The sequence below is a fragment of the Legionella busanensis genome (genome assembly GCF_900461525.1).
GTDB classification, from domain to species: Bacteria; Pseudomonadota; Gammaproteobacteria; order Legionellales; family Legionellaceae; genus Legionella_C; species Legionella_C busanensis.
On the sequence record NZ_UGOD01000004.1, the window covers coordinates 32,700 to 51,057 of the forward strand.

Here is an 18,358-nt window from a genome sequence, read left to right on the forward strand (position 1 = left end):
CAATAAAATGGTTTATTAATTTAATAGCATACCTAATTAAAAAGCATAGTTTCAGGTTTTGTCACTTACTTTACATAGAAAAATAAATTAATCCTTTAATCCCATTTCAAAGAGCTAAATAACGATATAAAGTTGGCTTAGAAATATTAAGCACCTTACAAATATCAGCAATGGCCAAGGCTTTATCTTGATGCATCCGTTTAGCCGCTTGAATCTTAGAACTATCCACTTTAGGGCGTCCACCTTTTTTGCCTCGTGCACGTGCTGCAGAAAGACCTGCTTGAGTTCGCTCTTGAATAAGGCGTCGTTCAAACTGGGCCATGGAAGAAAAAATATTAAAGACCAACTCACCCGAGGCTGTAGTCGTATCAATCGCACCGTCGCACAGTGATTTAAATCCAACACCTTTTTCTCTTAACGTTTCAATGAGCGTTACCAAATGCACCATCGAGCGACCCAAACGGTCAAGGCGCCAAACGACTAAGACATCGCCAGCTTCCAAATTATCCAAACACTCGTTTAGCCCAGGGCGCTCTGTTTTCGAGCCCGACACTTTATCTTTAAAAATAAAATTTTTCTGACAGCCTGCTTTTAGGAGGGCATCCACTTGTAAGTTTAAATTTTGCTCAAGAGTGCTTACGCGGGCATAGCCAATTAATCGTGACATTATTTTTTCTCAATTATTATTGTTTTCAATGGGTATTTAATACTTTGATTATGATATGAATATTTAATAAAAATAGCAATGTAAAAAGGCAGGCTGAATAAGGGAAATTGGAAGTAGAGGAGTTGGTTAGGGAAGAGTCTCAAAAAAGGGTCGTTTTCCGAGACTTATTTTATTTATGCCTACTGTCTAAAAGTTTGCAAAAAAAAGCGCCCTACAGCAGGGCTCTCTTTTTCATTGATTATGCCGTTAACGCGCATTGCGGTATTGATTGCTCAAGTTATTTTTGGTCAGAGTGGGTATTAAGCCGGCGTTGAATTATTATAATGCCTGTAAATTATATAAAGCTAGCCGGAGTAATATGTCTAAACTATCTTAGCTTTGCTGCCTGGGCTCGCTGATATTCTTGGAGTACGTCATCAGATTGCACTTGTTTAATATTTTTTAGGACTTGCTCCATGTATGCCTCTACCTTCTTTATTAGTTGTGACTTATAGGTAGTAAATTTCGCTTCTGTGGCTGGCCAAGTTTTGATATCACTAAGCCAAGTCATTATTTGTTCATAATAAGCATTATCGAAGAACGAGGCTTGATTTAATGAAAAGAAAATATCATTAGGTAATTTGGGATGATGCTTGTTTGTTGTATATTGTGAATTTAGATTAAAAAAACGATAAAGAGGATTAATTTGCGGTGTTCTAAATATTTTTTCTAGACACTCTTTATGCAATTGCCTAATCTTGATTACTAAGTCATTGCTTAACACTTTGTCTTGGAGGTTAGGTGGAAAAAGGGCAATAATACGCTGTCGATAAGCTTCATCGTTACTGTTGATAACAATGTGAGTTAAAGGGCAATTATTAAAAACCCCCTCCCCAATCGACTTAAGACTACCAGGCAAAACGACTGTTTTTAAGCTTAAACAATTGTCAAACACCAGATCGTCAATCGATTGTACACTCGCAGGAATAGAAATGGCTTCTAAGCTTCTGCAATCACTAAAAGCCCCTCTGGCAAGCTTGATAAGGCTCTCCGGAAGAAAGACAGTTTTTAAATTCCTACAATCGACAAAGGCCCAGCAATCAATAGAAGTAACACCTGTAGGGATACAAATTTTTTCTAAGCTTAAACAATTATTAAAAGCGTCATGACCAATAGAAGTAAGCCTACCTTCTACAAGAGTAATCGTTTTTAAATTATAACAATTCATAAAGGCATATTTGCTAATCAAGTGAACATTTTTTGGAATAGCAATAGAATTTAAGGCAGTACAATCGGCAAAGGCTAATACACCAATCGATTGAACAGACTCTGGAAGCGTAATAGTTTCTAAGCCTGAATATTGAAACGCCTCATCGCCAATGGAGGTAAGACTATTGGGTAGCAAAATTTTTTTTAACTTCAAGGACAACATACAGGCCCGTCTACGAATAGCGGTAATACCATCGGGAACTTGAAACGAGCCATTGCCATCAATATCGGTGTCTTCAATAGAGGATTGCTCGGTTTTTTGTTGCCCATTTTCCATTATTAGCCTTCTTAAACTTATATTGTTACTTTTTAAAAGTAAATGACTATACACGGTGGTGTTGCAAAAATAAAATGGTTGTATACTAAATGGCTTTAGCTAGTACTTTTAATGAGTTTTAAAAATCGATCCAATTTCAAGTAATTTTACCCTGATTTTTCGGACAGCGCCCTATGCAATTTTTTCCAAGTAATCGACCTCAAATGGCGTTTCGTATCCAATAGCAGAATGGATTTTTCTGCGGTTATAATATCCTTCTGTATATTGAAGAATACTTCTTTTAGTGCTGTTGCAAAAACTATAAAAGCTACAAAAACACAAATTCAGGACATACTTTAGCTATACACATGAAACAATTGGTTAATAAATGAAACTTCATTCTGATTGCTATACATCCACCTATTAAATTGTCCTTTCCGAAACATTTGCATCATTTCAAACTCATTAATGGTTGCTTAAGCGGTTTCATGAACTTAAATACTAAAATAGGGTTGGTAAGGCCCATGGTTTGACTCTAGACAATTATTCAGGTGTATTTGATTTGTTGATGAGGAGTGCCCTTAGAAGGACTGTCATCTTGTTTTAATTCCGAATTGTCTGATTGTAGCCGGGATTTTTATCAGTATTTATAATACTAATATTACAAGTTGAATTGCTCTTGATGAGTTTTTTAAAACCCACTAATTTGTATTGACCTGGTACTATTGCAATTGCGCTTAATAGCTGAATTAATGAGATGAGTATGACTTTTCTTTGGAAGGTATTAAGTTAAGAAAAAAACTTAGAGGATGTTTAAATTGTTAATCTGCTCCTGGGCTCTGGCCCTATTGTCTACTATATAGATGCTACAGTTAATAATAAGTTAATACTTTTTATGGTAAAATATTTATCTTTATGTATTAAAATATTACAACTATGTTAAAAAGCTTATATATAAAAATTTTAAAAAATATTAAATCTATTTATTCATATAATTCTAGTAGTTATTTTGCAAATGAAGTAATTAAGCTAATGCTTGAAGAGCCAACAGAATTTAAAAGACTTATACAAAATGTATCTCATATAGAAGAGTTATCTAAGAAATTTCCTGCTTACAAAACCCAGTGTATTAATATTTTACTTAATGATTCAGAAGAATTTCAACGACTTATTCAATCAACATACGATTTATCGCGTCTAAGAGATATATTTCCTTGCCATGAAAAGGATTTAATAGCGAAACTATTTGCTAATGACTTGCAAGAATTTAAACGACTTATCTTGAAAATGTTTGATATAGAAGTCATCACTAGAGACTTTCCCACTTATGCAGATCAATGTTTGAAGGTGCTAATTAACGATCCCCAAGTGTTTAAAGAAGTTATTAAAAGTATTTCTGATATATCTTTCCTTGCCAAACAATTTCCTAAATATAAGAAGCCGTTTATAGCAATGCTGCTAAATGAGGAAGAATTTAATCGACTCATCGTAGATACTGGCGATACAGCCAATGAACTGTATAATTTTGCTAAATCTTTCCCGGCCTACTTTTATCCCTTGTATAATAAAGCTTTTAAAAATTTTTCAACTTTTGAAAAAATTTTTAAATATTCGCATAATGTACAACCCTTATGTGAATTATTTAAAGTAAAAATCTCTAAGTCTGATTTAAATGAGGCAGTCTACACCAACGTTAAAGCCACATTAAATAAGTCAGAGTTAAAAAGAAATATCTCACTAATTAAACAAGCTTTAAGAACTAAAACAAGCTTCTTTCAAATTTTACCACAAGAGTTAAGAACTACTATTATTGCAGCTACTAGAAATAGCGAAATTCAGTCAGAAAAAGAAGCGAATGATTTTATTAACAGGGAGTATTCTAAAATAAAGTAATAAACCTAATTGAACTCAACGTATTATTACCTTTTTTTAGCCAAAACATTCTTAATTAAAAAAATATTTTATAAGCGTTTTCAGTTCATAAAGGTCCATACTACGATTAAAGAATGTGAATCAGGTGAGTTTTCGAAAAGAGACGATTTGATTGCTGCGTTGTCAAAATATGTTATGGAAGCAAAATTTTGGCATAAGCAGCAATAAGTTGCTGCCTTATTGCAGTCACTTGTTTTTTAATTGAGAAGAAAGTCTTACTACTAAAATTCAGTTAGAGGATACAGCACTAGTACCGAGATAAAAAAGCATAATGTAAAATTAAATAAAGTAATTATTAAAATGGTTGAGTTAATTAGAACTTACTGAAATACCCTTGTTAATTGAAGTTATTTCTACTACCTATACTCTTTTTTTTGATAAATAGCTTATTCATTACTTATGATTCCTTTATATATAATTAGCCTAGTATAAGCAATTGCAATAAAACGTTTATCAGGTCATCTTATTTTAAGCACACAATATAGAATCTAATGATAAAAAAAATTTGTTATAGAATTTTATCTACAGGATACATCTTGGCTGTATATATAAATAAGCCGATAATTTCAAAAAAGATCAATTTATTTTGCTTTAAGGCAGTTTGATTTAAATATTTGCTTATCGTTATTTAAAGAGTATGCCTTTTCAGTTTTCTGTAAGGTGTGCTTCTTTATTAACTTTATTATTATGCTGTTAAAGTGCTTTGTGGTATTGGTTGCACTGATTGTTCCTGCTTGGATTGCAACGCAAAGAACATAATGTTAGGAAGAATATGACGAAATGCACTTATCCCTTTTATACAAGCTAACTCAGGATTTTTATTAACCGAAAAATTTAACGCTTTACTTTGAGCAATTAACTTTTTGTTCGCCTCATTTAAGATATCTTTATCAATACCATTCAGCATTATATTTTATTGATAAAGTTTGTTTTGATACGCATAGGCTGAGGCGAGCGCTTGGGTGTTGGTACCAATGTCATTTAATGTAAGTTCAAGCGTTAATCCTTGGGGCATTTTTTCTGATTGTAATGCTGTAGCAATTGCTCGCTCGCCAGCATCTTTAATATTATTATCCCCAAGGTCAAGCGTTAATCCTTGTGGTGCTTTTCCTGATTGCAACGCCATAGCGAGTGCTTGGACACCGTCATTGCTAATCTGATTATATGCAAGGTCAAGCATTAAGCCTTGCGTTGCCTGACCTGATTGTATTAATTGAAGTGCTTCTTCTATATTTAATCTCATGAGTCACCTTAATTGTTTTAAAATATTAAGTTATATCAAGGCGTTTGTATGGTAAATATAATAATCGTTATTTATTTTGACTTATTAGTCAGTATATATCAAATTTAGTTTTTTACAGGACACCCTTTATAAGTTAAGGGTTAGGGTTTAAGCGGAGACTTGGCACTAGCGTTTGTAATTCCTAGCTGCGCCATGGATACGATAATTTATTTTAAAGGGATGCATCTCGAAAAGGGTCGTTTTTTGAGATTCTAGTTTGGTCTTAATTATTTAATCCTATTTTATTAATTCTTATTCTCTATTCATGAGAAGTGGCACTGAAACTGAGTGATCAGCAACGTTTCTACTAGAGCCTGAAGCATAGGCAGAAAAGAATACAAGGCCTGTGTTACATGCATTTGTAATTGTGGAACAGCAGCCGGCACCAGCCGCTACTATTTCGAGAGGGGTTACCAAAATACTACCTATGACACCAATGCATGCCCCACCTATACTAGTAGTATAAGTTAAAAGAGGTAAACACTGATTTAATTGGTTGGATTCATTTCGATTATTTTCAGAAGTGACCCTTAGCATCGTTTATAAACCATCATTTAGTTAATTATTTTTCCAAATTATAAAGTAATTATATTAAGGTTTTATTAATAAAGCGCTCTGTTACAAAATGGTATAAGTTTTAAAATTGCCGCCCAAAAATAAGTTAAAAAGATGGGCTAATTTTGAATGAGTCTCAAAAAACGTTCGTTTTTGAGATTCATGTATTAAATCTCGCGAGTTATATTTACTGGACTTTTACACTTATTTTGTGTAAAATAAATATTATTTAGATAAATTAAGACTAGGCGTTGAAAGCGTTAAATATTGTAGAGCTGTCTAAAAGGGCTCAAAAAGATTTAGCAAAAATACCAGAACATATAAAGACTAAATTATTAGTTTGGATTGATTCAGTAGAACAATTAGGAGTTTATCAAGTTCGAAAGATACCAGGCTATCATGATGAACCTTTAAAAGGCAACCGATTAGGCCAGCGCTTTGTACGTCTTTCTAAAGGTTACCGGGCTATCTATACGATGACATCAAATGGCAGTATGGAGCTTATTATAGTTGAAGAGGTAAATAAACATGACTATTAATGCGCGTGAATATCTAGAAAAACAAGTAGGCCCTTTAAGTTTAGGTAAAACACTTCGTGCTATTCGGCTAGGTGAAGAGGAGAGCCAAACTCATTTTGCTAAAAAATTAGGTATATCTGTTCAATATCTTTGTGATTTAGAGCATGATCGTAAAATAGTGAGTGCTAAGAAAGCTAAAGCCTTTGCAGATAAGCTCGGTTATTCCGATAAACAATTTGTTCGGCTTGCCTTACAAGATACATTAAATCAATATAGTATACCCATGCACGTTGAAATTTCTGCCTAAAGAACTTCATATAAAATATATACAATTTTTAAATATCTAAATATATTTGTGTTCTATTAAGTCTATTATTTTTGAATAATCTTAAAAGATTGATTTTGTAAATTTGAAAAATAGCCAGGATGCTATTCTGAAGTAACCTACAACTCTCCGTTAGCTAATTCAGCTAATGTTAGTCTCGCAAACGGTCGTTTTTTGAGACTCTTATAACCTTGTCGTTTTTATCAATAAATTCTAAACCTAATAATATTAAGTTCTCATAGATAAAAATCAAACTTTATTGAGAGTAAAAAATAAGAAAGTTAATAAGGGTTAAAATATCAAGGGTGTATTTATTTAGCAGTATAAAAATAGATAAAATTGAAAATGTAATGCATTTGTTATACAATTAGGTTATAGAGACATTTGGAGTTCCTAGATGAATAAGGCAGCAACGATTAATGCTCGTATTGAGCCTGCTCTTAAACTACAAGCAGAAGAGATTTTACATAAGGTGGGCCTATCTTCAGCTGAGGCGATTCGTCTATTTTATAGCCAAGTTTGCCTTCAAAACGGCCTTCCATTTGAAGTAAAAATACCCAATAAACAAACGCGTGATGCGATGAAAGAGCTAGAGTCAGGTAAAGGCGAACGATTTAAAACTATGAAGGATGTATGGGATTCTATCGATAATGCTTGAGTTAGAATTAGCGTCCCAATTTAAACGTGATTTGAAAAAGATTGCCAAGCAAGGGAAGAGTAGAAAACTTCTTGATTCTATTGTAGAGCAATTGCAAAGGGAGGAGACTTTAGCACCAAAGTATAAGGATCATAATCTTTCTGGAAATTGGAGTGAGTTTCGTGAATGCCACATTACCCCAGACTGGTTGTTAATTTATAAAATTATTAAAGATGATCGACTACAATTGTTAAGATTAGCGCGAACAGGTTCACATTCTGAGCTATTTAAATAGAATATATTTGAATGGTCACATAAACGGTCGTTTTGCGAGACTACTTATAAGGGGAGTTATTACGATATGTTTATTTCAGAAAAGTTTCTTCAACAGTACAATGAACAGATCCATGTGAATAATGTAGGCTTTTATAAGGTATTTCGATGATATCGATAAGGTTTTCAGTTAATTCTAATATTTTCTTCTTGGTATGTGAAAAATAAGAAATTAAGTGCTTTTGAACTGCAACGCTTTCTTCTATTTGTCTACCCTTAGAATCACCATTCACAAACATTTTATAGCGTTTGTCTGTATCGCTTTTTAAAATCACAGCATTAGCACCAAAGGCAAAAGCCTCAACGGTACTGAGTAAAATAATTTTTTCTAGACCATAAATCTCCCGAAGCAGACATCTACTCTCATCTGTAATTGTTTGGCTTCCTTGTTGTAATAGAGGTAAACCATTCTTATCTAACATAAAATTTCCATTACCACTTTTAATGTAGTCGCCCTCATATAGAATCAACACATCATTAGGAAGTGGTAATACGCAGCAATCTAAATGAAAGAATTCTTTGCGTAGCAACTTTATTGGGATAACTTTATTTTTGATTATTTGGCAAATCACCTCAACGGCTCTCTTTTCAGTCCTTTGGCCATAACCTAAAAAGAATAATGATCGGTTCGGTGCTTGTATAAAGTCGCCGCCTTCAAAAATAATTTTCTTTTCACCAGCTTTTTGTAGAGGCCATATAGTTGCGCCAAGCTGGGTTGCAAGTTTAGTTGGGGTCTTTTCCTCTCCTCGACGTGACTTATTCTTAAAAAAGGCTGGGATAAAATGAAGTTTACCCTCATCGACAAAATAATGTCCGGTATCTGTTAAGAATACTTGATCAGGGTATAAATAAGCCACATTATTTTTAATATGTTTGTCTTCTTCTAGGATGATGATTTTAATTCCCTGTTCTTTCATTTTCACTATTAGATTGGACATATCTGTATACACTTGTTCTGCATGTTTTCTTTTATCTTCTTCCTTTGAAGTAAGCTTCTTATTAGAAAGTTCATTTTCTTTTCTCAATCCAAAATTTTTGGTTAATCTCAAAATGGCAGCATTTGGATTTTCGCAAGAAGGAAAATCGTATATTTTCATAAGTACCTGTATGGGTCTTGATAATTTCTTTTAATAACTATCTTATCGTCCTTTGTTTCAAGTTATTTACTACAGGAAGACAATCTTTCTGAAAATATACAGCATCATCAGATTAAATATCACAATAACAATCTAAAAGCTGATCATAGGAAACTTAAGTGTTTTATCAACCCAGTAAGAGGCTTGCAATCATTGAAAGCGGCCTATGCGGCCTGAAATCAAAGGACAATTCAGCAGATGGATGGTTAGTAGACAAAATAAACTGTCTATCAATCAAATGAGACCTACTTAAAAATTATGATTTCGTAGGTTGAATGTTTTTGTAACAGATTCAATAAACATAGTAACCTGAAAAAAACTGACAAATGATTAATAGTAGGGAATTATAAGTCTGGAAAGTCTTAAAAATCGTCGTTTTTTAAGACACATAATCTACTAGGCGACTTTTAATAGGTTTCTCTATATTTATCTCCTTTCTTTGACTACTTATTAGCCTTCTATATAATGCGCTACTTTAATTCATTAAAAGGAAACAGTATCATGAAATCTAACACTATAAAATCATATAGTAAAAGAGGCGCTATGATAGGAGCAGCAGCAGGCGCTTGTAAGACCCATCATCGAATAAGTGCAGCTATAGCATGGTATGGCATACATGCAAAGGATGAGGGCTTATCACTTATGATATTTAATGGGATATTAAAATTTATTATTCCTGCTGCAGCAATTGGCAGTGTTGTAGGAGGCGGTATTGGTTTTTTTGCAGATAGTCAGCGTAAATCTTCACAGTTTGCTGAAAGTAACTATTCTGCTGGGTTCCCATCTATAAATATATTATAAAATAGTGGCAGTGTTTTAAATATTATCAAAGAGGCTCTGTTACAAAAATGACTATTAGCTTATAAATTATTTGCCTTATAATTCTATAATGCAATATTTAAATGCGCTCTGTAAAATCTACCTTTAAAGAGCGTTATTTCATGGTGATGTGTACGCTGGTGCCATTAACGGCACTGTTGCAAAAACAAGTCTATAAGTATAATAGCTGATTTTGCGTAGTCCCTATGAGTTTTAAAAATCCATCAGACCTTGCCTTAATTAAGGATTAGTCTAGCATATCAAGTTGATTAAAATATTGCCATAAGCCTATTTTAATGACAAAATGCGCCGATTTAGATCCATTTATTGTAATTATGATAAAAAAAATAATAGCTATTATTTTAGGTTTAGGATATTCCCATATATGGGCAGCCACATATGTAAATTTGTACCAAGCACCATTAAGCCACCTAAATCAGTTTTCGTTGCTAAATCAACAAAAAACTTCATCAGCTATAGGCGTGAATGATTTAAAGCTGGTAAGCAGGACGCTGCAAGATAATATTATTATTACACGCTATCAGCAATTGTATAAAAAAATTCCTATCATTGGTGCCCAAGTAACAGTAAGCAAAAATCCTAATGCCTCTATCCTGAATAAGGAACAAGTTAATGGACACTTATTCGAAGATATCCAGCTTGACACAAATCCAACATTGAGTTCAAAACAAGCCATCTTCTTGGCTAAGAAGTCATACGCTAATTCTCATCCCCTAAAAACTCAGTCTGACCATAGTGAATTACAAATCAGAGCAAATCGAAATAATCAACTACAATTGGTTTATTTGGTTTCTTTTAAAAGTATAGGGCCAGACAACAAGCCTGTGTGGCCTTTTTTCGTGATTGATGCAAAAACCGGGGAAATAAGCAAACAATGGAATAATATTCAAACTTATTCAGATGGTGGGCCAGGAGGCAATGAAAAAGTTCATGAGTACTGGTATGGAAAAGACGGCTTACCAACCTTAGAGGTCAAAGAAGCGGGTGAGATTTGCACCTTGGAAGATGAAAAAGTTAGTTTAATTAATGTTAATGCAGAATGGGACTGGGAGTACCTTAATCAAACGCCAGTTAAATATACCTGTAATAATAATGTTGAAGATTATGTCAATGGTTCTTTTTCTGCAGGCAATGATGCTTACTATTTTGGACACACCATTATTAATCTCTTTAAGGATTGGTATGGGTTGAACGTTTTGCAAGATGAAAAGGGCCATGCTCAAAAACTCATTATGCGTGTTCACTTCGGTAAATCATTTGACAATGCATTTTGGGATGGACAAACGATGTCTTTTGGTGATGGCTATTATTTTTATCCTCTCGTTTCTTTAGATGTTGCTGGTCACGAAGTAGCGCATGGCTTTACTCAACAGCATGCCAATCTGGAATACCACGATGAGCCCGGTGCATTGAATGAGTCTTTTTCTGACATGGCGGCTCAAGCTTCCAAAGCCTATCTTCTAGATACAGTCCCTCAACTTTATAATAAAGCCTATTTGACACCCAACACAGTCACTTGGGGTATGGGGGAGACTTTAATAACGCCATCACTCCCTATAAAAGCTATACGTTTTATGGACCTACCATCATTAGATGGGTATTCTGCAGATTGCGTGGATAAAAAGATGGCTAGAAATCATCAAAGCATTTGTAGTATCAGTTACCCTGAGCTTTTAGTTCAGGCAGAGCTTGAATATCCAGATGATGAAGATGAAAAACAAAGTTTCATAGTTCATAGGGCCAGTGGAGTATTTAATAGAGCATTTTACCTAATGACTAAACAGCTTGGAATTAGAACAACGTTTCATATCATGATTATTGCAAATGCCAAATATTGGACACCTACTACTGATTTTAATGAAGGGGCTTGTGGTGTTATCTACGCTGCCCGAGATTTAAAAATAAACCCTGATATCGTTCAATCTAGTTTTAGAAAGGTTGGTATTGATATCAAACACTGTAGTCCTTAATCATTGCCTTTAAATGAGAATTATATCATGAAAAAACAATTGCTTTTAATCAATTTAGGTTTGACTGTCGTTACATCAAGTTTTGCTTCATTACCTTTCACTTCAAATTTTTTTATCGATAAACTTAATCAATCTAAAGCTAGTGTGCAAAAAATCATGAAATCTCATGACGGTTATGCTGATTTTTCAGGTCATTGGGTCGGGACATGTGATAATGAGCCCGAAGAAGAACTAACCATGGTAATTAAGCAGAGTTCGGATTCATCATCAATTGAAATTGATAATAAAAAGATTTTAATTGATGCTATCTCTACTGAGGCAGTAAATCAAAACTTCGAGACAGAAGGTAATATTGCGCATTATCGTTGGAATGAGGATGGTCAATCAATTCTAGGTACATTACTCCAATATTCTAAAACAGGTAATATGTCCCAGGGAGATATGAAAAGCTATGTAGGAAAATTTAGCCTTTCTAAAGATAATGAGAAACTCGTTATTAACTTTACATTTTCTGTTTTCACAGATGGGATTTTAAACAATAACATAACTTCCCGCTGTGTTTATAATAAGTCATGATATTACCTTGGCGTTTAAAAATTGTATGTTTACTTTACTTCTATTTTTCTCAAAAAAATATCTGATGTTCCGTATGTACAATTAGCTTCTTAAAGGTGCGTACTGCTATTTATATACTAAGTAGAGTGTACAAACTTGAGACGCTAGGGTAATAATTAAAATTTAACTTTTTCTAATGTTTAATAATATTTGCAACACCACCTAAAAAAATTAACTATGAAAAAAGATTGACTTCTTTGCCAACTCTTTAGGGAATAGCAAACAGCTTATGACATTAAAGGATTCGAAAGTATATATTTTATCAAAAACGTTCGTTTCTTGAGACTTGCGATTAATTTTATTTTAAAATATTAAATTTTTAACCTTAACGTAAGAACTTATATGCTTCGCTATCTCAATAATACACAAACATTAGATATTAAAATCCCAAGTAGCGTAACAAGAGAACAATTTTTTTTAGAACTATCTAATAGTAAAGCAACCGCCATAGACGTTGATTTGAGATTTGACTCATGGGAAAAACAGAAAGATTTTTTTAATGATTTATTTGTTACTTTAAACCAAAACAAAAATATTCGTCGACTTAACTACTTAAGTCGTATAAGTTCCAAAGAATTATTTAGTGTGTTAGCCGATGGTATTGGTCAAAGCAAATTCTTAACGGATATCGAGTTATATTGTGAAATTGATTGGAGTAAACTAGCCGTTGCTTTACAAAATAATAGTGTGCTCAGCAAGCTTAAACTGGCTTGTTGCAATTTAGGTTATTTGGGTGCTCAAAAACTTGCTAGTGGAATTTTAGACAACACGTCTCTTACTGAATTAAACTTAACCCATACTGGCATTACGAATGATGATTCGGTTGTAATTGTACAAGCTTGTATTAGCCAAGGAAAGATTAGTGCATTATCCCTTAGATCAAATACGATTGAAAATACTCAGCTTGCAAAGATTATAGAACTTTTAGCTACTAACAAATCGCTAAAATATATAGACCTACAATTCACAAATATTGGTATTACAGAGATTGAAACCATTTGTAAATTAGTTAGCAAAGAACACTTTACAGAGGGGTTCGTTTTTGATCTTAGAAATAACCACATTACAAATGAAGGCGCTCAAATTATATTAGAAAAGATAAAGAGTGGTAATTATCCGCCTAATTTGTACATTGATTTAAGAAAGAATAAAATAGATGACGATTTATTAAACGAAATCACAGGGCAATTAGAAATAAATAAGGCAGCATTAGCTTGTACTGCAATTCAGCAAGGTGCTAGGCAAGAAGAATGTCTTATATCAAATCTACCACAAAAAATTTTGGAAGATATTTATCAGTTTTCATTTCCCTTCCCTAAAAGGAAAGAGGAAATGCAGAATTTTTCTAAAAATATAAATAAAGTCTGTAGTAATAGTCCATTAACCTTTTTTAATGACTCTCTTAAAACAGGTAAGTTATCAGAACTAGAGAAAAATGAAGAAGGAACATTAAGTATTTTGCCAAACAATTTTTAAGGTCGTAATGTAATGAACCATCCCACCTACTGAGTTGGCCAACTGTTGTTACCAGCTTAATATTTAAATTGGAAAATTTGAAACTAAGTGGGAGATTCGATAATGAATATTAGCGCATGAGAGGTAGACATAGCCAAGTATTTTTTCAATTACATGGTGTTGATCGTTCTGGCAAGCGGCTGCGGCTATTGGAAAAAGGATTGAGCGAGAAAAGTTGTCTGCCTATATAGCTAATTTAGCTGTGTGTAGTATTGTTATGGAATTGTTTGGGGAGCTAATTATGGGGCTCGTGTATTTCAGCGCCATGGCCATCGGGTCAAATTAATTAGTCCTCAATTTGTAAAACCCTTTGTGAAACCCAATAAAAATGATGCTAATGATGTAGAGGCGATAGTTGAGGCAGCCAATCGTTCGTCCATGCACTGTGTGCCGATTAAACAAATTAAGCAACAAGATATTCAATCATTACATCGAGTATGTAGTCGCTTAGTTAAGAATAGGACTGCATTAATCAATGAGATTCAGGGATTAATTTAGAATATGGCATAGCAATACCACAAGGGGCGTTAAAAGGCACTTGTGCATAATCATTGATAAAAAAAATGAGTTAACTACTTGCTCACGCGAGTTGATGCAAACACTCTAGGAGAAGTTAATCGAGCTTGAAGAAAGGGTCAAAAGGATAGATAAGAAAGCTAAACTTATTTGCAAGGAAAACGATTCATGCAGGCCTCTTTTGGCTATACCAGGTATTGGGTAATTAAAAGCAACGGCCCTTGTTGCAGCGATCCCAAATGCTAAAAAGTTTAAAAATGATCGTCATATGGCAGCCTGGTTAAGGTTAGTGCCCCGGCAGTTATCAAGCGGTAATAAACAGGTGTTATTAAGCATTAGTAAGCGTGGAGATAGATATTTAAGCACCTTATTAATTCATGGTGCAAGAGCTGCACTTTACAAATTACTTCCCATGAAAATGGCCCCATTAAATTCAATTAAATTTTTAGTACTCATAGTTCAAACTCAAAATCGATCAGGTATACTACAACTTAATTTTTTCAATAGGACCAATTTTTGTGTTATAGCGCAACTTACGGAGCACAAAGCCATATTGCAAATAGTCTTATTTCTCAAACCAGAAATTTTGACACGAATTGGGTCGATACTCCTAACATTCTGAATATGAGCATTATAACGATACTATGAGATAAAGCCATGCCTCTGCCAAATAAGACCTTACAATATGACCAATTAATTTTGAAAAGTGCTGGAGAATCGGTGCATATCTCAGGTCATGATATTTTCAAGGTCGAATTTATTGATACAGATGGTGAAGTAAAAAAAGGATTTTATAAGCCTCTTTCGTTTTCCTACCCTTACTCCGCGATCTTAGCGCAATGCTCACTTGCTAGTATAGTTTTTATGGGCATGGTAACTGATCGTGTCGCTGAAAAAAGATTAGTCTTAAATGAAAGAGATAATATTATTGGAACTGTATCAATCGCCATTCCAGATTTTAAGCCTGAAGTCTGGTTTAATCGCGAAAAAATAGCACAAGAATATCATCAAGTTTGGCGTGATTCCTCTATTTTCTTAATTAATGACATTTTATCAGATGCTAAGCGACTCTCTATAGAGATAATAGATGAATTACGTATTACACCTGTTACTATTTCACAAACAGACAATATAAAATTAACAAAAACATTTCAGTCCTTAGAAGAAGATGACTTAGATATTAAGTCAATTACTATTGATTGTGATAAAAATAATAGTATTTTGCTAGGCTTGAAAGATTTAATTCAGTTTAGAGCTGCCCTGAAAGATGCTGCTTCCAATTATTACAAATTGGAAAAAGATAAGCTCACAACTGAAAAAAACCAAGAGTTTTGTCAGTTGGTTTTAACCGCTATTAAGAACCATGAAACAAACATGCACACCCATTTTTTGGGTGCCCAATGGTTTGAAAAATTTAGTGAGCTGATAAGCAAAAGCATGAAGTTCTATGGTCGCTGTAATTTTCAAAGACATTTAAGCGCTCCAGTTAAAGATTTAAGTGACTTAGTCAGACAATTTCCAGGGAAAATTGATTTATTCATTCAATATATAGTTAATAATCCAAAAGAATTTGAGCAAATGATTACTGATGAATTAGATATCCTGGCGCTAGCCAATCAATCACTAACAGGGGCACAAATATTAATTCGATATATAGTCAATAATCCAAATGAGTTTACAAGAGTCATAAAAAATACTAATTTTTTTCCCCACCTTGCTAAAGCATTTCCTACGATGACTGGGGTATTTAGACAGAAAAATGTTAAAGACGCTTTAAAAGCAATACCGCTGATAAAGCAATCCTATACGGTAGGTGCAACACGGGGCTTATTTTTTGCTAGCCATCACTTACCAGAAGTACCCTATGATATAAGTAAATATATGGTTTCATTTTTCAATCATAAATCTGGGCATCATTTGGCTTTAACTTGTAAAAGGGCATATGAGGCAGCTAATGAGGAAAGAAATAAAACATTTAATGAATTGCCTAACGCATCGAATATTAATTACTCATAATATTTAATGAAATTTTTTAATTGATAAATGAAAAATTAAAAAATTAAGTATTTGATAATTTTAAGAGGTTAAATACAATATAAAATTGGCTTAGAAGTATTAAGTACTTTACAGACATCAGCAATGGCTAAAGCTTTATTTTGATACATTCTTTTAGCGTCTTGAATTTTGTAAGTCTTTACTTTATGTCGTCCTCCCTTTCTACCGCGAGCTCGCACAGCTGAAAGCCTTGAGTTTAATGGCCAAATGTCAGAGGTTTTCATTTTGGCTGTATCTACATAAATATCTATTGTGTTCTCAACAGTCATACGAGAAAAAATAAGCCAGGATTGCTAACGTTTGAGAGCTGGATTTCGCAAGCTTTGCTACCTAAATTACCTCTAAGATGCATGATTATTATGGATAATACTACGTTTCATAAAGCATTATTAGTTAGAGCCATAATTGAAAAGGACGGTCGTATACTGAAGTTTTTACAGCTTTTTTCATCTGACTAGAATCCTATTGAACATAACTGGGCACAAGTTAAAGCTATTCGAAGAGTTCATCATGCCCCATTGATGAACCTTTTCAGTGTCAGTTCTTATAAACCTTTTATAAAAGCTTAGTTATATAACATTCTAGCCGCACAATCTGAGTAAAAATAATAATCTTTTAGTGCAAAATTAAATCAATTATAGTAGAATAATAAAGAGGTGTTCAATTGTATCTAAGCCTGTGATTGAGGAGTTTACGCTTATGCGCAGTCATTATGAGAGTAGTGATCAGACAAAACGACTTATTATAGAAAATAATATTATTGTGGGTTATCAATATCTAAGTAAAAAAGGCTTATGGGAAAACACAACTGAAGTTGATAAATTTCTTGTGTTACAGGGCTTTTATTTACAGAGTAAAGGATTTGATTTTACAGTTAAATACAATAAAGACGGTAATCAGCGTGTTATTATTCAGAATAATCAGATTGTAAGTTATCAGTATCGAAAAAACAGTAATGCTGAATGGCAGGTTGCTGGAAGTAATGATTTTCATCGTTTTAAAGGATTAGAGAATTATCTTTTAACGACTAATCAAATAACTTTAACCTCAGCAAGGCATCATGCAAATAATATAAATAATTTTCAACCTCAATCTAATTTTGGCCTACCTAGTGGTCAACAAGCTAAAAGCACACCAAGTAATGCTCCTATTGCAATCCAACCGGTGAAACAGGCTCAAGATGCACGAAATAATCCCCCTAGGAGCTTATTTTTTAACCATGAAGAGGATAATACTCCTTATAAGATTGATGAAATAAGGGGACGCTTATTAAGGCATGATGAACGCCCAAGAGTTTTAGACTCGTACTTAGCTAAATCATATACTCCCCAAAATAAAGCAGAGGCTGCTACTATTTTAACCGAATTTTCAATTAAAAATGTAATGCAAAATATTGGCACTGAAACCAAAGTACAAATGGTTAATAATAATCAACGTGGTGCTACCCAAGATGGAAAAAGAAGCCATGATGATAGTGCACTTAAGATAATATTTAAGTCACAAGCAGAGGCTAAGCAGTTTGTTAAAGAGCTTTATGAAAGGCATGGCATACATAGCCATACTTTTGGCCAAGGTTATATGAAAACGCCACAAGGTAGAGACGGAAATATCGTATTTTTGACCAAGGATGATTTGAAAAAAATTGTAAAAAATGCCGATATATCAAATATAGCTGATGCTGGTAATGTTGCTTATGATGCCTTAAAGACAAGTTTAACTTTATCTGATACTAATCAAGCTACAAACGATGTAAGAAAAGCCCCAAGACCAACTAATTTTTAATTTTAGTCTGAATATAAGCAAGGAATAGGGCTTTAATGTAGCATCTATATTCCAAAACAAGTATTTTTAAGCTATTTAACTATTACTCCGGCACCAAATTATAACAATAATTATACAGCTGCCTAAGCAACCTCCTTTTTCTTATAGAAGCTGATGATTTTACCGGGGTTAAATTG

At 33.5% G+C, this 18,358-nt stretch carries 20 protein-coding genes and 1 pseudogene; 14 read left to right on the forward strand and 7 right to left on the reverse strand.

All coding sequences use genetic code 11. The features are described 5' to 3' along the window. Nucleotides 1–106: 106 nt before the first annotated feature. The gene (locus DYH30_RS16245; protein ID WP_115332805.1) at nt 107–667 is read right to left on the reverse strand and encodes a recombinase family protein; all 561 of its coding nucleotides are present in this window, start codon (nt 665–667) and stop codon (nt 107–109) included. 367 nt (nt 668–1,034) lie between these two features. Next, entirely contained in the window at nt 1,035–2,192 is a 1,158-nt protein-coding gene (locus DYH30_RS16250; protein WP_115332806.1) for a leucine-rich repeat domain-containing protein, read from the reverse strand. A 1,011-nt stretch (nt 2,193–3,203) separates the two neighbouring features. Between DYH30_RS16250 and DYH30_RS16255 the strand changes: the two genes are divergently transcribed. After that, the gene (locus DYH30_RS16255; RefSeq protein ID WP_131740679.1) at nt 3,204–4,064 is read left to right on the forward strand and encodes a hypothetical protein; all 861 of its coding nucleotides are present in this window, start codon (nt 3,204–3,206) and stop codon (nt 4,062–4,064) included. A 724-nt stretch (nt 4,065–4,788) separates the two neighbouring features. On the opposite strand, the gene DYH30_RS16260 is transcribed toward DYH30_RS16255, so the two are convergent. The 3 genes from DYH30_RS16260 to DYH30_RS16270 form a co-directional block, all read right to left on the reverse strand. Next, nucleotides 4,789–5,010: a hypothetical protein gene (locus DYH30_RS16260; RefSeq protein WP_115332808.1), complete on the reverse strand. Its 222-nt coding sequence runs from the start codon at nt 5,008–5,010 to the stop codon at nt 4,789–4,791. A gap of 6 nt (nt 5,011–5,016) precedes the next feature. Further along, nucleotides 5,017–5,346, reverse strand: coding sequence for a hypothetical protein (locus tag DYH30_RS16265; RefSeq protein WP_115332809.1), 330 nt, complete (start codon nt 5,344–5,346; stop codon nt 5,017–5,019). A gap of 291 nt (nt 5,347–5,637) precedes the next feature. Then, complete coding sequence (locus tag DYH30_RS16270; RefSeq protein ID WP_115332810.1) at nt 5,638–5,922, reverse strand: hypothetical protein; 285 nt, start codon at nt 5,920–5,922, stop codon at nt 5,638–5,640. 269 nt (nt 5,923–6,191) lie between these two features. Here DYH30_RS16270 and DYH30_RS16275 point away from each other — a divergent pair, with 269 nt between their 5' ends. From DYH30_RS16275 to DYH30_RS16290, 4 genes are all read left to right on the forward strand, one after another. Continuing rightward, nucleotides 6,192–6,479, forward strand: a complete 288-nt coding sequence (locus tag DYH30_RS16275; RefSeq protein WP_115332811.1) for a type II toxin-antitoxin system RelE family toxin — start codon at nt 6,192–6,194, stop codon at nt 6,477–6,479. After that, a complete protein-coding gene (locus DYH30_RS16280) occupies nt 6,469–6,765 on the forward strand; it encodes a helix-turn-helix domain-containing protein (RefSeq protein WP_115332812.1) in 297 nt (98 codons plus the stop codon). The genes DYH30_RS16275 and DYH30_RS16280 overlap by 11 nt, the downstream gene beginning before the upstream one ends. Nucleotides 6,766–7,180: 415 nt before the next feature. Further along, complete coding sequence (locus tag DYH30_RS16285) at nt 7,181–7,441, forward strand: type II toxin-antitoxin system RelB/DinJ family antitoxin (RefSeq protein ID WP_115332813.1); 261 nt, start codon at nt 7,181–7,183, stop codon at nt 7,439–7,441. Beyond that, entirely contained in the window at nt 7,434–7,715 is a 282-nt protein-coding gene (locus DYH30_RS16290; RefSeq protein WP_115332814.1) for a type II toxin-antitoxin system RelE/ParE family toxin, read from the forward strand. The genes DYH30_RS16285 and DYH30_RS16290 overlap by 8 nt, the downstream gene beginning before the upstream one ends. 70 nt (nt 7,716–7,785) lie before the next feature. Here the strand turns inward: DYH30_RS16290 and DYH30_RS16295 are convergent, their stop codons facing one another. Next, complete coding sequence (locus tag DYH30_RS16295; protein WP_115332815.1) at nt 7,786–8,850, reverse strand: arginine deiminase-related protein; 1,065 nt, start codon at nt 8,848–8,850, stop codon at nt 7,786–7,788. 39 nt (nt 8,851–8,889) lie between these two features. On the opposite strand from DYH30_RS16295, the gene DYH30_RS18765 reads away from it, so the two are divergent. From DYH30_RS18765 to DYH30_RS16330, 8 genes and pseudogenes are all read left to right on the forward strand, one after another. Further along, nucleotides 8,890–9,066: a DDE-type integrase/transposase/recombinase gene (locus tag DYH30_RS18765; RefSeq protein WP_423202838.1), complete on the forward strand. Its 177-nt coding sequence runs from the start codon at nt 8,890–8,892 to the stop codon at nt 9,064–9,066. Between the two features lie 324 nt (nt 9,067–9,390). Continuing rightward, entirely contained in the window at nt 9,391–9,690 is a 300-nt protein-coding gene (locus tag DYH30_RS16305) for a hypothetical protein (RefSeq protein WP_115332816.1), read from the forward strand. Between the two features lie 353 nt (nt 9,691–10,043). Next, a complete protein-coding gene (locus DYH30_RS16310; protein ID WP_115332845.1) occupies nt 10,044–11,699 on the forward strand; it encodes a M4 family metallopeptidase in 1,656 nt (551 codons plus the stop codon). A gap of 27 nt (nt 11,700–11,726) precedes the next feature. Continuing rightward, nucleotides 11,727–12,275 carry a hypothetical protein gene (locus DYH30_RS16315; protein WP_115332817.1) on the forward strand — a complete coding sequence of 183 codons (549 nt, stop codon included), beginning with the start codon at nt 11,727–11,729 and terminating at the stop codon, nt 12,273–12,275. A 381-nt stretch (nt 12,276–12,656) separates the two neighbouring features. Beyond that, on the forward strand, nt 12,657–13,790 hold the full coding sequence (locus DYH30_RS16320) for a leucine-rich repeat domain-containing protein (RefSeq protein ID WP_115332818.1): 1,134 nt from the start codon (nt 12,657–12,659) through the stop codon (nt 13,788–13,790). 261 nt (nt 13,791–14,051) lie between these two features. Continuing rightward, on the forward strand, nt 14,052–14,327 hold the full coding sequence (locus DYH30_RS17865; protein WP_341273187.1) for an IS110 family transposase: 276 nt from the start codon (nt 14,052–14,054) through the stop codon (nt 14,325–14,327). 229 nt (nt 14,328–14,556) lie between these two features. Then, nucleotides 14,557–14,742, forward strand: a pseudogene (locus DYH30_RS18820) (transposase); the annotation flags it as partial. A 260-nt stretch (nt 14,743–15,002) separates the two neighbouring features. Then, nucleotides 15,003–16,361: a hypothetical protein gene (locus DYH30_RS16330; protein WP_115332820.1), complete on the forward strand. Its 1,359-nt coding sequence runs from the start codon at nt 15,003–15,005 to the stop codon at nt 16,359–16,361. Nucleotides 16,362–16,429: 68 nt separating this feature from the next. Here the strand turns inward: DYH30_RS16330 and DYH30_RS16335 are convergent, their stop codons facing one another. Further along, complete coding sequence (locus DYH30_RS16335) at nt 16,430–16,669, reverse strand: hypothetical protein (RefSeq protein WP_115332821.1); 240 nt, start codon at nt 16,667–16,669, stop codon at nt 16,430–16,432. A 430-nt stretch (nt 16,670–17,099) separates the two neighbouring features. Here DYH30_RS16335 and DYH30_RS16340 point away from each other — a divergent pair, with 430 nt between their 5' ends. Further along, nucleotides 17,100–18,182, forward strand: a complete 1,083-nt coding sequence (locus DYH30_RS16340; RefSeq protein WP_115332822.1) for a hypothetical protein — start codon at nt 17,100–17,102, stop codon at nt 18,180–18,182. Nucleotides 18,183–18,358: the final 176 nt, after the last annotated feature.